This is a genomic window from Nonomuraea sp. 3-1Str (assembly GCF_031570565.1).
Lineage (GTDB): Bacteria > Actinomycetota > Actinomycetes > Streptosporangiales > Streptosporangiaceae > Nonomuraea.
In genome coordinates, this window is the sequence record NZ_JALHBK010000012.1 from 22083 (window position 1) to 37087 (window position 15005).

Below are 15005 nucleotides of genomic sequence, written 5' to 3' on the forward strand. Positions count from 1 at the left end.
TCATGGCAATGTCTCAAGATCGGGACATTTCGCACCTCGCGATGCGGCAGATCTTGAGGAGCATCCGCTGGGCGTCCTTGGCCTGCTCCCGGTAGTCCGCCTTGGCGGGCCTGCCCCACTCCCCCGCCCGCGTGTAGAGCAGGAGGGCGTTGGCGCGGCGGGCCACCACGGCGCGCTCGCCGCCGATGGCGGGCTTGCCGCCCTGGTAGCTCTGGCCGGAGACGGTCATGGCCTCGTCGCCGAGGGTCAGCGGCGCGACGGCGTACCGGTAGCCGGCGGTGCGGCAGCCCGCGGCGGCGGCGCGCAGGTCCTTCATGGCCTTGCGGGCCGCGGCCTCGGAGGCGTAGAGGACGACCTGCTCGGACTTGGAGTAGTCGGGGACGGCCGTGTAGACCACGGTCTTGGCGGCCACCCGCCCGGCCTGGCCCAGCTTGGGGCGCTCGCACGGGTCCACCACCAGCGGGGCGGTCTTCCTGGCGCTCACGCTCCAGCTCGTCTCCGGGTCGTCGTCCTTGACCGCGGCGGCCTTCTCGGACAGCAGGAACCCGTTCGGGATGGACACGGCGGCGGCTAACACGAGACTGATCAGCATGGTTCAAAATAGTACGAATGAGTGACGAGGACATCAGAAGGGTTCTGGGCCTGCTGTCGCAGGAGGACACGCTGCGCGCGTTCGCCTCCCTGGTGCTCGGCGTGGGCGGGGAGCAGCCGCCGAAGGCGCTCGACCGACTGGCCGGCGGCGGCCTGGCCGCGCGCGGCGAGGACGGGACGTGGCGGGCGGCCCCCGAGCGGTTCCGCGAGCTGCTGCGGGAGCACGCCGAGCCGGCCGCCGCGCTCAGCGAGGAGGAGCGCCTGCTGCGGACGTTCCTGGTGGACGGCCGGCTGCGCACGATGCCGATGAAGCGCGAGAAGCGACTGGTGGTGCTGCGCTACATCGCGCGGCTGTTCGAGCCGGGCGTGCGTTACGCGGAGAAGGACGTGAACGTGACGCTGCGCGCCTTCCACGACGACTACGCGGCGCTGCGCCGCTACCTGGTGGACGAGGACCTGCTGTCGCGGGAGGGCAACGTCTACTGGCGCAGCGGCGGCCCGGTCGACGTCTAGGGCTCGCGGATGTTGCGGGTCAAGGCGTCGATCTTCGCCTCCCAGGCGGCGTCGTCCTCCGGCCGGCCGGGCACCCCGGGCAGGGTCTGCCAGGGCAGCGGCCCGCCCTCGCGCCGGTACTCCACGCCGATCGCGTCCAGCCTGGGCAGGTGCGCGGCCAGCCGTTCGCGGAAGTCCGGCAGGTCCCGCCCGGCCGGGCTCCACACGGTCTCGGCGAAGGCGGCCAGCCGGGGGAAGGCCATGTAGTCCACGCGCCTGGCCGAGTCGATGAGCTCGGTCCAGACCGCGCACTGCGCGCCGAGCACCCGCGCCGCGGCGGGATCGCCGCGCAGCGCGGCCGGCACCGGCTCGAAGGCGTGGACGTCCTCCAGCGTCAGCACCGTCCCGAACGGCGCCGGCTCGTCCGGCCCGGGACCCTGCCGGTAGTCCAGGTAGACGGAGGTGTTGGGGCAGGTGACCACGTCGTGGCCGCGCCGCGCGGCGGCGACCGCGCCGTGGTCGCCCCGCCACGAGGCGACCACCGCGCCCGGGGGCAGGCCGCCCTCCAGGATCTCGTCCCAGCCGAGCAGCCGCCGCCCCCGCGAGGCCAGGTGGTCGGCGAAGCGGCGGATGAGCCAGCTCTGCAGCTCGTCCTCGTCGCGCAGCCCCAGCTCGGCGATGCGGCGGCGGGCGGCGGGGCTGGCCCGCCACTGGTCCTTGCGGCACTCGTCGCCGCCCACGCTCACGTACGGCCCGGGGAACAGCTCCAGCACCTCGTCGAGGACGTGCTGGAAGAACGCGATGGTGGATTCCTCGACGTTGAGCACGTTGACGCCGACGCCCCAGGTGGTGCGCACCTCCAGCGGGGTGGCGAGGTTGCCCAGCTCGGGGTGGGCGGCGATGGCGGCCTGGGTGTGGCCGGGCAGGTCGATCTCGGGCACGACCGTGATGTGCCGGGCGGCGGCGTAGGCGACGATCTCGCGCAGGTCGTCCTGGGTGTAGTAGCCGCCGTGCGGCCGGCCGTCCATGGGGCCGTCCCAGCCGACCTGGCTCTCCCTGCGCCAGGCGCCGACCTCGGTGAGCCGCGGGTAGCGCCGGATCTCCACGCGCCAGCCCTGGTCGTCGGTGAGGTGCAGGTGCAGGACGTTCAGCTTGTGCAGCGCCATCAGGTCGACGAAGCGCAGCACGTCGTGCTTGGGCAGGAAGTGGCGGGCCACGTCCAGCACGCAGCCGCGCCAGGCGAAGCGCGGTGCGTCCTCGACGTACGCGGCCCGCACCTCCAGCGGCGGCGCCCCGGAGCCTGCCGCCCTGCGGTGGGCGCGGGGCGGCAGGAGCTGCCGGAGCGTCTGCGCGCCGTAGAACGCCCCGGCGGGGCCGCCCGCCTCGATCCGCGCGCCGCCGGTGTCCACGGTCAGCCGGTACGCCTCGGGCGGCAGGTCCGCCAGGACGAGGCTGATCGTCCCCGACGGCCCGTCTCCGGCGGCCGGTCCGCCCGGCAGGAGCTCGCCTCCGGTCACCGGGCCGAGCTCCGCGCGCAGCCAGGAGGCCACCTCGCCGAGCGCGGGGTCGGCGGCGAGCGCGGTGTCGCGGTCCAGGAGCCAGCGGCCCAGGCGGGGCTCGTACCGGACGGGTTTGGGAACGATCATGTGCTCTCTTTCTCCTCGTGGATCAGTCGCAGGTGATGGCGGCGTCGGCGAAGTCGGCGTGGTCGGAGGTGGCGTTGTCGCCGCCGTTGGTCGCGACCAGGCGCACGAACCGGGCGCCGCGCACGGAGGCGGTGATCTTCTTGCCGGGCTGCGCGCCGGTGAGCACGCCGGAGTACGCGACGCGGCCGCCGTCCGCCCAGACCTCGAACCCGGCCGAGCCGCCGGTGCCCACCTCGTCGTCGATGCCGGCGGTGAACTCCACGCTCCGGCAGCGGCCGGCGGTGTGGAACTCGATGTCGGCGGGCGCGTGCGCGCCGAGTCCCTTGGCGTACCGGACGCCCTCGATCGTGAGGGGCCGGCCGTCGCCGGCCGCCTTGTCGCCGTTGCTGGTGTCCCGCTCGACCGGGCCGAAGTAGTTCTTGGCCGAGGTCCACGGCAGGTCGCTGAGGTACGTGCGGCCGGGGCCCGGCGCCTGGGCGACGGTCACGACGGCGGTGCCGGTGGCCGTCCCGCCCGTGAAGGCGGCCGTGGTGGTCAGGTCGTAGGCGCGCGGCTCCGTCCCCGCGGGCGGGGTGACCGCCCAGGTGACGGTGAACGCCTCCCCGGCGTCGAGCCGGGACCGGGTCGCGGAGGTACGGGCCTCGGCCTTCCACGCCTCCGGCACGGCGAGCGTGACGCGCAGGTCGCGGAGCCGGCCGGTGCCGCCGGTGTTGACGACCCGGGTGACGATCTCCCGCTCCTTGCCGGGTTCGAGCGTGCCGGGCCGGTCGTCGCCGAGGAAGGCCGGCGGGTCGGTCTCCACCGTCACCAGCGGCGGGGCCTGCTCCCGGCTCTCGCCGACGCGGTACATCACCGCGCCGTGCGCCGGCACGTGCGCCGACAGCTCGCCCGTGGTGGTGGCGACCTGCCCGGTCCACAGGTCCTCGGCGCGATAGCGCGAGGCGGGCAGCCGGTGGGAGACGGTCGCCGCCCGGTTGCTCTCGTTGAACAGCACGATCGCCTGGTCGCCGCCGTCGAGGGGCTTGGCCAGGCCGTGGTACCAGCCGTCGCTGCGCACCAGCCGGGCCGGGACGCCCAGCCTGTCCTGGTTCACGGCGATCACCTTGGGGTTGGCGACGATCGCGCGCGGGGCGGTGGCCGGGTCGGCCTGGAGGACGAGCGGGGCGGCGCCGGCCGCCCAGAGGGTGAACTGGGTGCGGTACTCGGCGTCGGTCATGCCGCCCCGGCCGGCCTGGATCAGGTCCGGATCGGCCCAGCTCCCCGGGCCGGCGTACTGGACGCGGAGCTGGTTGGTCTCCCAGACGTCCGCCATGGACGCGTAGGCGTCGGCGAGGGGCCGGTTGTAGACGTTGGTCCGCCAGGTGGCCGCCTTCGCGTCCTTGGCCCACAGCCACGGGACGGTGCTGCCGTCCTCGTTGTTCATGGCGAACGTCACGGAGTCGCCGAGGGCCTCGCGCATGCGGGGGTAGAGGGTCTGGGCGATCTGCTGGACGTTCTGGCCGGGGAAGTCGGCCGTGGGCACGGCGCACCAGTCGTACTTGACGTGGTCGACGCCCCAGCCGCGGATCAGCTCGGCGTCGGCGGCCTCGTTGCGGTACGAGCCGGGGCCGCCGCCCGAGCACGCCTTCGTGCCCGCCGACAGGCTGAGCCCGAGCCGGAGCCCGAGGCCGTGCAGGTGGTCGGCGAGCGCCTTGATCCCGCCGGGGAAGCGGGCCGGGTCGGGGGCGAGGGCGCCGTCCGCGCGTTGCGGGGCGAGCCAGCAGTCGTCGACGAGGACGAGCCGGTAGCCGAGGGGCGCGAGGGCGGCGAGCCCGGCGGCGGCCTGCCGTACCGACGTCTCGGAGACCGAGCAGCCCTGCGAGCGGCTGCTCCACCCCATCGGCGGGCCGTCGGAAGGCGCCGCGGCGGCGACGGACACCGGGAGGAGGGGCAGCGTGAGGAGGGCCGCCGCGGCGGCGGCCGTGAGTTTGCGCATCGGGGGTCCTGTCAAACCTGGTTGAGCCGGGGGGCGCCGGGCTCGATGACGAAGGAGCCGGAGGTGTAGGCGGGGGCGTACGGCTCGGTGACGCGGGACAGCGACCGGAAGTCGACCGTCATCTCGCGCTCGGTGAGCCGGGCGCGGACGTAGCCGCGGCGGCCGTTGAAGAACTTCACGTGCGGGTTCTCGGCGAGCAGGACGCCGGTGTTGGGGTACTCGTCCAGGCCGTCCCCGGCGCTGGTCACGGACGTGGTGACCAGCTCGACGGCCACCGCCTCGGACTCGGGGTCCTGGAAGCTGCGCTTCACCTCGCCGGCCCAGTGGGAGTGGACGTCGCCGGTGAGGACGACGGCGTTGCGCCTCGTGGCCTCGATGGCGGCGGTCAGCCGGTCACGTGAGGCGACGTAGCCGTCCCAGCCCTCGTTGGAGTAGCCCTTGCCCTCGCCGTTGGTCCAGTCCATCTCCATCATGAACACCTGCTGGCCGAGCAGGTCCCAGGTGGCCGCGGAGTCCTTGAGCCGGCCTTCGAGCCACGCCTCCTGCTCCTGGCCGAGGATCGTGCGGTTGGGGGCCAGGCGCTCCTGGCAGTCGGGGCCGACCGTGCCGCTCCTGCCGGTGCAGGCGTACAGGTCGCGGTACTGGCGGGTGTCCAGCAGGTGCAGGTTGGCCACGGCGCCCCACCGCAGGGTGCGGTGCAGCCGCAGCGACGAGCCCTTGGGCCGCTGGGCGCGGCGCAGCGGCATGTTCTCGTAGTAGGCCTGGAAGGCGTCGGCGCGGCGCTTGAGGAACGGCGGGTCGGGCTGCTCGGGGACGTCGCCGGCCCAGGCGTTCTCGATGTCGTGGTCGTCCCAGACGACCGCCCAGGGGGCGACCGCGTGGGCCAGTTGCAGCTCGGGGTCGGCCTTGTGCTGGGCGTGGCGTAACCGGTAGCCGGCCAGGTCGAGGCACTCGCCGCCGGCCTGGTCGCGCACGGGGTACTTGTAGTCGCCGTACTCGTAGATGTAGTCGCCGAGGAACGCGATCAGGTCGGGCTCCTCCTCGGCCATCCGCCGGTAGGCGGTGAACCAGCCGGTCTGGTAGTCGGCGCAGGAGGTGAAGGCCAGGTTGAGCTCCCGGCTGCGCGTGCCCGGGGCCGGGGCGGTGACGGTGCGGCCCACGGGAGAGATCTCGCCCTCGGCCTTGAAGCGGTAGAAATACTCGGCGCCCGGCTGGAGGCCGGCGGGCTCCACGTGGACGCTGTGGGCCTCCTCGGGCCGGGCGGTCTCGACGCCCTGCCGTACGACGTGACGGAAGCCCTCGTCGCGGGCGAGCTGCCAGTGGACGGCGACGGGCCGGGACGGCATGCCGCCGAGACCGTCCGGGGCGAGCGGGTCGGAGGCGAGGCGGGTCCACAGGACCACGCCGTCGGGGGCCGGCTCGCCGGAGGCGACGCCGAGCCGGAACGGGTCGGACAGGGGGGCGAGGGCGGTGCGGGCCGCCGCCGCGCGCGCGGGCGGCACGCCCAGCGCGGCGGCGGCGCCCAGGCCGGCGCCCCCGGCGAGAAAAGCACGCCGGGTGATCATGGGGGGCTCCCTACTTGACGGTGGCGTTGCCCTCGGTGACCGCCTGGTCGGCGGCCTGCTTGGGCGTCAGCCGGCCGAGGTACATCTCGTTGAAGATCTGGTTGAGCTTGGTCTCGAAGCCGGTGAAGCCGGTGGTCACCGGGAGGGGGAAGGTCATGCCCTCGGCCTCCTTCACGAGGGCCGACACGTCGAGCTTGGCGGTCCTGGCCCAGTGGTCGACATAACCCTGGCTGAGGCCGTTGAGCGCGGGGAACACGTAACCCTCGTCGGCCATGAGCTTCTGCGGCTCCTCGGTGCCGAGGTAGGCGGCCAGCCGCGCCGCCTCCTCCGGGTGCTTGCTCCTGGCGTAGACGGCCTCGGCCAGGCCGTTGAGGTTGACCGCCCGGCCGGCCGGGCCCTCGGGCATGGGGGCGACGCCGACCTCGAACGCGGAGTCGGGCACCACGAACGGCAGCAAGGCGTTGTTGGCCGGGAACATGGCCACCTCGCCGGCCTTGAACATGTCGGTGGCCTTGCCGGTGGGCGGGTTGGTCCGGGTGGCGGGCGGCGAGACGTGGTACTTGTTCACCAGGTCCACGCCGAACTGCAGCGCCTGCACGCTCGCCTCGTCGTTGAAGGTGTACGTGCCGAAGGGCTTGTCGAGCAGCTTCCCGCCGTTGCCGTTGACCCAGTTCATCCACTGCGTCTGGTAGTGGTTCCAGGACAGGAAGCCGTACGTCTTCACCTTGTCCGGGTCGAAGCCGGGGTCTCCGGGGTGCTTGCCGGCCTCGTCGGCGGTGAGCTTGCGGGCGGTCTCCAGGAACGTGCCGGACCCGTCGGGCTTCCAGGTCAGCGTGTCCGGCATCTCGACGCCGGCCTTCTCGAACAGGTCCTTGTTGTAGAGCAGGCCGACGACGCCCCAGTCCTTGGGCATGCCGTACTGCTTGCCCTGGTAGGTGAACGCCTCCACCACGGTCTTGTGGTACTTCGCGGTGTCCACCGGCACGGGGCTGAGCACGCCCTTGGTGACGTACTCGGGGAACTGGGTGGGCGTCATCCAGAAGACGTCGGGCGCGGTGCCCGCCACGGCGTCGGCCGTGAGCTTCGTCCAGTACTGGTCGTACGGCAGCAGCTCGATCTTGACGTCGATCGACGGGTTGGCCTTCTCGAAGGCGGCCATGACCTTCTCGTAGCCGGCCTTCTGCTGCTCGTCCCACAGCCGGTACGTCAGGGTGACCTCGCCGCCGCCGTCCGTGCCGCCTCCGCCGCCCCCGCCGCAGGCGGTGAGGGTGAGCGCGGCGGCGACGGACAGGGACACGGCCCGGCGGATTCGGGGGGTTGTCATGCTACGCCGACCTCTCTCAGTCGAGTCTCACTTGAGGCCGGTGAGGACCACCGACCGGACGATGTACTTCTGGAAGAAGACGAAGATCACGACCATGGGGGCGAGCGCGATCAGGCCGCCCGCCATGATGAGGCCGTGGTCGACGCCGATGCCGTTCTTGAGCACGGCCATGGCCACCGTGACCACCTTGGTCTCCTCACCGCTGGTGACGATCAGCGGCCAGAGGAAGCTGTTCCACGACGAGACGACGGTGATGATCGCGAGCGTGCCGATGGCCGGCCGGCACAGCGGCAGCAGGATCCTGATCAGGATGGTCAGCGGCCCCGCGCCGTCGATGCGCGCCGCCTCCTCCAGTCCCGAGGGCAGGCTCCTGAAGAACTGCCGCATCAGGAAGATCCCGTACGGGGTGCCGAGGATGAACGGGGCGAGCAGGCCGTACCAGGTGTCGACCGCGCCGAGCTCGCGCATGATGAGGAACAGCGGGATGACGGTGACGGCGCCCGGCACCATCATCGTCGCCACGTACAGCCAGAACAGCGCGTCACGCCCGCGGAAGCGCAGCCGGGCGAAGGCGTACGCGGCGAACGTCGTGAACACGAGCTGCCCCAGCGTGAGCAGGGCCGTCATGGCGACCGTGTTGAGCAGGTAGCGGGGGAAGTCGCCGCCGAGGATCTCGGCCAGGTTCGCCGTGGACGGAGGCAGGGCAGGCAGCCACGGCTCGGTGGTGCTGAGCTGCCGCCGAGTCTTGAGTGCGGTCAGCACGACGAGCAGGTAGGGGAAGACGGACACGAACGCGCCGGCGGCGAGCGCGGCGTACAGCGCCACGCGTCTGAACGATGTCGTCACGGTGCTCTCCGGCTCTCAGCTCAGGTCGTAGGTGGTGCGCTTGCCGAAGAACCTGACCTGCGCCAGCGTCACCACGAGGATGACGGCGAACAGCAGCATCGACAGCGTCGAGGCGTAGCCGAAGTCGAACTCCCGGAACGCGGTGCCGAAGATCCTGAAGTTGAGCACGTCGGTGCTCCGGCTCGGGCCCCCGTCGGTCATCACGAAGATCGTGTCGAAGACCTGGAAGGCGCCGATCAGGTTGGTCACGGTGACGAAGAACGTCGTGGGGTTCAGCAGGGGCAGCGTGATCCTCCAGAACCGCTGGGCCGGGGTGGCGCCGTCGGTGGAGGCCGCGTCGTACAGCTCCTTGGGGATGCCCTGGAGGCCGGCCAGGAAGAACAGCATGGTGTAGCCGGTGTGCTGCCACACGTTGACCAGCGCCACGGCGGGCAGCGCCCAGCGGGGGTCGGACAGCCAGTCGGGCCCGGCGACGCCGACCAGGTGCAGGGCCCGGTTGAGCGCCCCGTCACGCGGGTCGAAGATCCAGTCCCAGACGAGGCCCATGACGATCGGGGTGGCCATCCAGGGGATCACGAACAGCGACCGCAGGAACCGGACGCCCTTGATCCGCCGGTCGAGCAGCAGGGCTAACGCCAGGGCGAGGACGGTCTGGAGCGGGATGCACAGCAGGACGTACAGGACCGTGATCCAGAGCGAGTGCCACGCCTCGCCGTCGCCGGCCAGCCGCGCGTAGTTCTCCAGCCCGACGAACACGGGCGCCGACAGCAGCTCCCAGCGGAACAGGCTCAGGACGAGCACGATGACGACCGGCAGGAGGAGGAAGGCGACGACGCCCAGCAGGCTGGGCGCGACGAACAGGTACGCGTACCAGTCGCCACGCCGTCGCCGGCCGGTCACGACGGGTCCGTCCGGGTCGGTGTCAGCAGGCGGCGGGTGGTCTCCAGCCCCCAGGCGTCGAGGGCCATGATCGGGTCGCTGGAGCCGCGCAGCCCGCCGCTCGCCTCGATGTGCGCGGCCCATTCCTCGCGCGCCTCCACCTCGGGGCGGACGATGAGGCAGTCGGGGTCGTTCACCCACCACCGCGCGTGCAGGAACTCCCGGGCCGCTCCGGTCAGCCGCGCGCCGAGCTGCGACGGCTGGCTGATGTCGCCGGAGCGCGGGTAGAGCGTGGGGGCGATGTCCGGGCTGACCCGCATGACGTCGACCAGACCGAGGCTGGGCAGCATCGGCGCGCCGCACCCGTGCAGCGTGGCCGCCGGCCCCGCCCCCTGCCTGATCAGTTCCAGCCCGCGCCGGTACGCGGCGACGGGGTCGAGGTCCTCGTGCCGTACGCCCGGCAGCGCCCCGGCGTACAGGTAGTCGAGCTTGAAGTGGGTGATGCCGAGCGTGGCGAACGCGCGGAAGACGTCCACGAGGTAGGCGGCGGCGCCGGGGTGCGTCACGTCGAGGACGGCCAGGTCCTGGTCCCACATGTGACCGGCGTGGGCGCCGCCCACCATCCAGTCGGGGTGCTCCTGGAAGAGGCGGCTGCCGTGGCCGGCCAGGAAGGGGGCGGTCCAGATGCCGGCGCGGCGGCCCGTTCCGATGACGGCGCCGACGGCCCGCTCCAGCGAGCCGAACCCGGGCCGGGGCTCCAGCCAGTCGCCGATGCCCGCCTCGTAGCCGTCGTCGACGAGGATCATGTCCGCGGTCAGCCCGTGTCGCTCCACCAGGCGGAGGTTGTCGAGGACGTCGGCCTCGGTGACCTTGTCCCAGTAGCCGTACCAGGTGCACCACATGGGCGGGACGGCGGGGAAGGCGCCGGTCGCCTGTCCCGCGGCCCTGTCGGCGGCCCAACCGGCGGCCAGGTCGGCGGCCCAGTCGCGCAGGGCCTTGTCCATGGGGCCGTCCGCCTGGATGTGCCGTACGGGACCGTCCGCCGAGACGACCAGCCGCCCGCCCTCCCGGCGCGCCCGGATGGAGGGCACCGCCTGCGGGCCGGGCGCGGACCAGAGCTGGACCGGCCCGTCACCCGGGTCGACCGCCAGCAGGCCCTCGCCCTGGAACACGCCGTCCGGGACGGGGGTCTCCGGGCGGTAGCAGAGCGTCTGGATGTTGCGGTCCGCCGGGCGCGGCGGGGTCTCGCCGAGCCGGTAGGAACCGGTGGGGCTCCACGACTGCCATCCGTGCTCGAAGACCCGCCCCCGCTCCGGATCACACCTGATCTCGCCGACATCCGCGAACGACATCGGTCCCTCATCTCTCTCTACTTACGAAGGAGCACTTCATTAGTAGCACCAGGCGTTCCGGAGGGTCAATGGCCGAAATAGCACGATATAGGCGGCCACTACCGGCACGCCGCGAGCAGCTGAACACTGGCATAATGGTCAGTTACAGAGGAGACCTACATTAGGAGCGGCGATGGCCGATGTTCGCGGCGGTGACCTGTCGCGGCTCAGGCAGCTCAACGCGCTGACCGCGATCAGGGCGCTGCGCGGCGGCGAGCCGCTCACGCTGTCGGCGCTGGCCGAGCGCACGGGCCTGTCCCGGCCGTCCACCAAGGAGGTGGTGGACGAGCTGGCGCAGCTGGGCTGGGTGGAGGAGGTGCCGCCGAGCCCCGGCACGATGGGCAGGCCGGCGCGCCGCTACCGCTTCCGCGCCGACTGCGGTCATCTGGTCGGGGTGGACATAGGCGGGCACAACATCCGGGCCGCGCTCTCCGACCTGGACGGCGACATCCTCGCCGAGACCCGCCAGCCCGTACGGCCCGACGCCCCGCTGGAGGAGCGGCTGGCCGCGATCGAGCGCGCGGTGTCCGGCTGCCTGGCGCTCAGCGGCCGGACCGCGTCCGACCTGTGGCTGGTGGCGGCCGGGACCACGGGCGTCGTCTCCCCCGAGGGCCGCGTGCTGTTCTCGGCGGCGATCCCGGCCTGGACGGGCCTGGACCTGGCGGGTGAGCTGGCGCGCATGTTCCCGTGCGAGGTGCTGGTCGAGAACGACAGCCGCCTGGCAGCCCTCGCCGAGGCCCGGCGCGGCGCGGCGCGCGGGGCGCGTGACGTGGTGTTCCTGCACGTGGGGCGGCGGATGGGCACCGGGCTGATCATCGACGGCAAGGTGCACCGGGGGTTCGGCGCGGCCGCCGGCGAGATCGTCATGCTGCCGGAGGCCCGCTGGTACGACGCGCCCGACCACCTCAACGCCTGCGAGGTCGTCCCACCCGGCACGCCCGGCGAGGACGCGGCTGGCTTCACGCTGGCGGCGGCACGCGACGGCGACCCGGCGGCGCTGGCGGCCGTCGGCCGGTACGTGGACGACCTGGCGGTGGGGACGGCCGCCATGGTGCTGCTGCTGGATCCGCAGGTCGTGGTGCTCGGCGGCGGGTTCTCCCGCTCGGCCGACGTGCTGCTGGGGCCGCTGCGCGAGCGCCTGGAGCGGGCGTGCCTGCGCATGCCGGAGGTACGGGCGTCGGCACTGGGCGACGAATGCGTGGTGATGGGCGCCATCGACTACGCGGTCGACCACCTCGACCGCCACCTGTTCACCCCGCACGCGGGCCCCGCCCTGCCCCTCCCCCAGCCGGTCTCGGGGCCGGGGGCTTGACGCGACACCGGCGCCGGGACCAGGGGGCGACCGGTGGCAGCCCCTCACGGTGATCGTCCGCGCCATCGGATACGGTCGAACGACCGCCACACCGGCAGCAGGAGGGCACCGTCATGGCCGACGCCATCACCGTGAGCGTTCTCGGTACCGGGATCATGGGAGCCGCCATGGCCCGCAACCTCGCCCGGGCGGGTCACCGCGTCCGCGTGTGGAACCGGACGCGCGCCAAGGCCGAGCCGCTCGCCGCCGACGGGGCGTACGTCGCCGGCACGCCGGCCGACGCGGTGGAGGGCGCCGACGTCGTCGTGACCGTGCTGTACGACGGCGCGGCCACGCTGGACGCGATGCGCCAGGCCGCCCCGTCCCTGCGTCCCGGGGCGGCGTGGGCGCAGTCGACGACCGCGGGGATCGAGGCGCTCGGCGAGCTGTCCGCCTTCGCCCGCGAGCACGGGCTGGTCTTCTTCGACGCCCCGGTGCTCGGCACCAGGCAGCCCGCCGAGGCGGGACAACTCGTGGTGCTGGCGGCGGGTCCCGCCGGGTCGCGTGACGCGGTGGCGCCCGTCTTCGACGCCGTCGGCAGCCGTACGGTCTGGACCGGCGAGGACGGCGCGGAGGCGAGCGCGACCCGCCTCAAGCTGGTGATCAACAGCTGGGTGCTCACCGTCACGCACGGCACGGCAGAGGCGCTCGCCCTGGCCAAGGGCCTCGGCGTGGACCCGCAGGGCCTGCTGGACGCGGTCGAGGGCGGCCCGCTGGACATGGGCTATCTGCGGGCCAAGGCCGCGCTCATCCTGGGTGGCGACCTGAGCTCGCCCAGCTTCGCGGTCGCCACCGCGGAGAAGGACGCCCGCCTGATCGTGCAGGCGGGCGAGGGGGCCGGGGTCCGGCTGGACGTGGCCGCGGCGGGCGCCGAACGCTTCCGCCGCGCCGGCGCCCAGGGTCACGGTGGCGACGACATGGCCGCCTCCTACTACGCCAGCTTCGACGACGACGCTCAGGCCCGCTGACTCCCGGCCCCGGACGGCCTGTCTCCGGTTACGGCATCCTGCCCAGCGCGCGCGCCAGCACGGTCGCGGTCCTGGCGATGACGCTGTTGTCCATCACGGCGTCCGGGTCGGTGCGGTTGGTGTAGACGGCGATGATCAGCGGCGCGCCGGAGGTCGGCCAGACGACGGCGATGTCGCTGCCGGGCGCGTACGCTCCGGCGCCGCCACCGGTCTTGTCGCCGACGGTCCAGTCCGTGGGCACCCCGGCGCGGATGCGCTTGGTTCCGGTGACGCTGGCGCGCAGCCAGCCGTTCAGCCGCTCCTTGTCCTGGGCGGTCAGGGCGCCGCCCAGGGTGATCTTCTGGAGGTTGCGTGCCATCAGGGCGGGCAGGATGGTGTCCCGCTTCTCGCCCGGCTTCCAGTCGTTGAGCTCCGGCTCCCAGCGGTCCAGCCGCCCGATCGGGTCGCCCAGGGACCGGTAGTACCGCGTCAGCCCGGAGGGGCCGCCGATCTGCTTGAGCAGCAGGTTCCCCGCGGTGTTGTCGCTGACGGTGATGGCCGCGTGGCACAGCCGCTCCACGGTCATGCCGTTCTCGACGTTCTCCTTCAGACCGGTGATCGGGGAGTCGACGACCACGTCGTCCTGCGTCCAGTGGAGGGTCCGCTCCAGCAGGCCCGGATCTGTCGTGCGCGCCTTGGTCAGGATCGCGCCGCACACGAACGCCTTGAAGGTGGACCGGCTGGGGAATCGCTCGTGCGCCCGGTAGGCGATGGTCTTGCCGGTGCCCGTGTCGAGCGCGAACGCACCGATGCGCCCCTGGTAGGAGGCCTCCAGTGCGCGCAGTTCCTTACGGAAGTCGGCCCGCGCCCCCGTAACGCTGGTCTGCGTGGTGGCCTGAGTGAACGCCACCCGGGCATCGGCCGTCGCCGGCCCCGCGCTCCAGGCGGCTCCGGCGAACGCCGTGGAGATCGCCAGTACGGACGCCCCCAGCTTCGTCCGGAGTCTGCTGGTGGTGTGGTGGATCTGCCGCATGCGAACTCTCCCCGTTCTCGTTCTGTCTTCGCGCCGTTCTTCGTGCGGGGAAGAGCAGACCAGAGGCCGCACTGTGATGTCCAATAGCGATATGGACGATCGACCGATATGGATTTCGATATCCATCGAGGTGAAGCCGAGGCCTTCCTCCGGTCAGGTCACGATGGCCGGATAGGGACTCCTCATCGCGCCGAAGTAGGCCTCGGGCGCTCCTTCGATGTGCTCGGGCAGTTCATCCATGAAGGCGCGCAGCAGCGGGGTCGCGTTGTGCCGGTCGAGGTCCTCCTGTGACCGCCAGACCTCATAGAGGAAGAAGCGGCCGTCCTCCTGCTCGTGGAGGTGGTACTGAAGGCTGCCCTCGTGCCCCCGGGACGGCTCGACGAGGTCCATCAGGAGCTTTCTGAACTCGTCGGCGTGTCCGGGCTTGGGGGTCAGGAATCCGTAGAGCGAAACGGGCGCTGGTGCAGGGGAAGTCGTCGTCATGTGACCGACGTTAGGATGTGACATCGATGAGAGATTCAAGCCGTTGCCGTATGAGGTGGGTCACATGAAGATCGGGGAGCTGTCCCGCGAAACGGACGTGGCCGTACGTCTCCTCCGCTACTACGAGGCCCAGGGGCTGCTCACCTCCCACCGCAGCGAAGGCGGCCACCGCCATTACGATCCCGAGGCCCCCGCCATCGTCGCCCGCATCCGCACCCTGCTCGCCGCCGGCCTCCCTACCAAGGTCATCCGCGAGCTCATGCCCTGCTTCGTCGGTGACGGCACCGAGCTCCAGGCCTGCGTACTCGACCACCTCAGAACCCAGTACGCCGAGCTGGACTCCCGCATAGCCGACCTCACCCGAGCCCGCGCGGCTCTGGGCGACATCCTCGACGCCTCCACCCGAGCACTCACCCCCGCCTGAACCGGCCGTCACGCGTCGGGGCCACCCCGAGCCGTCCGGCCACCCGTGCCACCGCCGC

Annotated in this window: 14 protein-coding genes; 4 read left to right on the forward strand and 10 right to left on the reverse strand. The window is 72.4% G+C overall.

The features are described 5' to 3' along the window. Positions 1 to 13 precede the first annotated feature (13 nt). On the reverse strand, positions 14 to 592 hold the full coding sequence (locus MTP10_RS20135) for a hypothetical protein (protein WP_310711033.1): 579 nt from the start codon (positions 590 to 592) through the stop codon (positions 14 to 16). A 17-nt stretch (positions 593 to 609) separates the two neighbouring features. Here MTP10_RS20135 and MTP10_RS20140 point away from each other — a divergent pair, with 17 nt between their 5' ends. Further along, on the forward strand, positions 610 to 1104 hold the full coding sequence (locus MTP10_RS20140; RefSeq protein ID WP_310711034.1) for a DUF2087 domain-containing protein: 495 nt from the start codon (positions 610 to 612) through the stop codon (positions 1102 to 1104). On the opposite strand, the gene MTP10_RS20145 is transcribed toward MTP10_RS20140, so the two are convergent. The 7 genes from MTP10_RS20145 to MTP10_RS20175 are packed head-to-tail and all read right to left on the reverse strand — an operon-like array spanning position 1101 to position 10670. Then, positions 1101 to 2729 (reverse strand): beta-N-acetylhexosaminidase, encoded by a 1629-nt coding sequence (locus MTP10_RS20145; protein ID WP_310711035.1) that lies wholly within the window; start codon positions 2727 to 2729, stop codon positions 1101 to 1103. The genes MTP10_RS20140 and MTP10_RS20145 overlap by 4 nt on opposite strands. A gap of 22 nt (positions 2730 to 2751) precedes the next feature. After that, positions 2752 to 4704 carry an NPCBM/NEW2 domain-containing protein gene (locus tag MTP10_RS20150; RefSeq protein WP_310711036.1) on the reverse strand — a complete coding sequence of 651 codons (1953 nt, stop codon included), beginning with the start codon at positions 4702 to 4704 and terminating at the stop codon, positions 2752 to 2754. Between the two features lie 11 nt (positions 4705 to 4715). Next, the gene (locus MTP10_RS20155; RefSeq protein WP_310711037.1) at positions 4716 to 6269 is read right to left on the reverse strand and encodes an alkaline phosphatase D family protein; all 1554 of its coding nucleotides are present in this window, start codon (positions 6267 to 6269) and stop codon (positions 4716 to 4718) included. Between the two features lie 10 nt (positions 6270 to 6279). Next, positions 6280 to 7593, reverse strand: coding sequence for a sugar ABC transporter substrate-binding protein (locus MTP10_RS20160; protein ID WP_310711038.1), 1314 nt, complete (start codon positions 7591 to 7593; stop codon positions 6280 to 6282). 27 nt (positions 7594 to 7620) lie between these two features. Beyond that, the gene (locus tag MTP10_RS20165) at positions 7621 to 8439 is read right to left on the reverse strand and encodes a carbohydrate ABC transporter permease (RefSeq protein WP_310711039.1); all 819 of its coding nucleotides are present in this window, start codon (positions 8437 to 8439) and stop codon (positions 7621 to 7623) included. A gap of 15 nt (positions 8440 to 8454) precedes the next feature. After that, positions 8455 to 9339 carry a sugar ABC transporter permease gene (locus MTP10_RS20170; RefSeq protein ID WP_310711040.1) on the reverse strand — a complete coding sequence of 295 codons (885 nt, stop codon included), beginning with the start codon at positions 9337 to 9339 and terminating at the stop codon, positions 8455 to 8457. Further along, positions 9336 to 10670 carry an alpha-galactosidase gene (locus tag MTP10_RS20175; RefSeq protein ID WP_310711041.1) on the reverse strand — a complete coding sequence of 445 codons (1335 nt, stop codon included), beginning with the start codon at positions 10668 to 10670 and terminating at the stop codon, positions 9336 to 9338. Before MTP10_RS20175 ends, MTP10_RS20170 begins: the two co-directional genes overlap by 4 nt. Positions 10671 to 10842: 172 nt before the next feature. Here MTP10_RS20175 and MTP10_RS20180 point away from each other — a divergent pair, with 172 nt between their 5' ends. Both MTP10_RS20180 and MTP10_RS20185 read left to right on the forward strand, forming a co-directional pair. Then, entirely contained in the window at positions 10843 to 12021 is a 1179-nt protein-coding gene (locus MTP10_RS20180; protein WP_310711042.1) for an ROK family transcriptional regulator, read from the forward strand. A 113-nt stretch (positions 12022 to 12134) separates the two neighbouring features. After that, on the forward strand, positions 12135 to 13028 hold the full coding sequence (locus MTP10_RS20185; protein WP_310711043.1) for an NAD(P)-dependent oxidoreductase: 894 nt from the start codon (positions 12135 to 12137) through the stop codon (positions 13026 to 13028). Between the two features lie 28 nt (positions 13029 to 13056). Here MTP10_RS20185 and bla read toward each other — a convergent pair whose 3' ends face one another. Together bla and MTP10_RS20195 are read right to left on the reverse strand one after the other, a co-directional pair. After that, positions 13057 to 14040 (reverse strand): class A beta-lactamase, encoded by a 984-nt coding sequence (bla, locus tag MTP10_RS20190; RefSeq protein WP_310711044.1) that lies wholly within the window; start codon positions 14038 to 14040, stop codon positions 13057 to 13059. A gap of 153 nt (positions 14041 to 14193) precedes the next feature. After that, entirely contained in the window at positions 14194 to 14523 is a 330-nt protein-coding gene (locus tag MTP10_RS20195) for a putative quinol monooxygenase (RefSeq protein ID WP_310711045.1), read from the reverse strand. A 64-nt stretch (positions 14524 to 14587) separates the two neighbouring features. Here MTP10_RS20195 and MTP10_RS20200 point away from each other — a divergent pair, with 64 nt between their 5' ends. Then, positions 14588 to 14947, forward strand: a complete 360-nt coding sequence (locus tag MTP10_RS20200; RefSeq protein ID WP_310711046.1) for a MerR family transcriptional regulator — start codon at positions 14588 to 14590, stop codon at positions 14945 to 14947. Positions 14948 to 15005: the final 58 nt, after the last annotated feature.

Excerpts from the sequence above, each read along its gene's own strand:
- MTP10_RS20135 (WP_310711033.1), bottom strand. The coding sequence starts at position 592 with ATGCTGATCAGTCTCGTGTTAGCCGCCGCCGTGTCCATCCCGAACGGG.
- MTP10_RS20140 (WP_310711034.1), top strand. The coding sequence starts at position 610 with ATGAGTGACGAGGACATCAGAAGGGTTCTGGGCCTGCTGTCGCAGGAG.
- MTP10_RS20145 (WP_310711035.1), bottom strand. The coding sequence starts at position 2,729 with ATGATCGTTCCCAAACCCGTCCGGTACGAGCCCCGCCTGGGCCGCTGG.
- MTP10_RS20150 (WP_310711036.1), bottom strand. The coding sequence starts at position 4,704 with ATGCGCAAACTCACGGCCGCCGCCGCGGCGGCCCTCCTCACGCTGCCC.
- MTP10_RS20155 (WP_310711037.1), bottom strand. The coding sequence starts at position 6,269 with ATGATCACCCGGCGTGCTTTTCTCGCCGGGGGCGCCGGCCTGGGCGCC.
- MTP10_RS20160 (WP_310711038.1), bottom strand. The coding sequence starts at position 7,593 with ATGACAACCCCCCGAATCCGCCGGGCCGTGTCCCTGTCCGTCGCCGCC.
- MTP10_RS20175 (WP_310711041.1), bottom strand. The coding sequence starts at position 10,670 with ATGTCGTTCGCGGATGTCGGCGAGATCAGGTGTGATCCGGAGCGGGGG.
- MTP10_RS20180 (WP_310711042.1), top strand. The coding sequence starts at position 10,843 with ATGGCCGATGTTCGCGGCGGTGACCTGTCGCGGCTCAGGCAGCTCAAC.
- MTP10_RS20185 (WP_310711043.1), top strand. The coding sequence starts at position 12,135 with ATGGCCGACGCCATCACCGTGAGCGTTCTCGGTACCGGGATCATGGGA.
- bla (WP_310711044.1), bottom strand. The coding sequence starts at position 14,040 with ATGCGGCAGATCCACCACACCACCAGCAGACTCCGGACGAAGCTGGGG.
- MTP10_RS20195 (WP_310711045.1), bottom strand. The coding sequence starts at position 14,523 with ATGACGACGACTTCCCCTGCACCAGCGCCCGTTTCGCTCTACGGATTC.
- MTP10_RS20200 (WP_310711046.1), top strand. The coding sequence starts at position 14,588 with ATGAAGATCGGGGAGCTGTCCCGCGAAACGGACGTGGCCGTACGTCTC.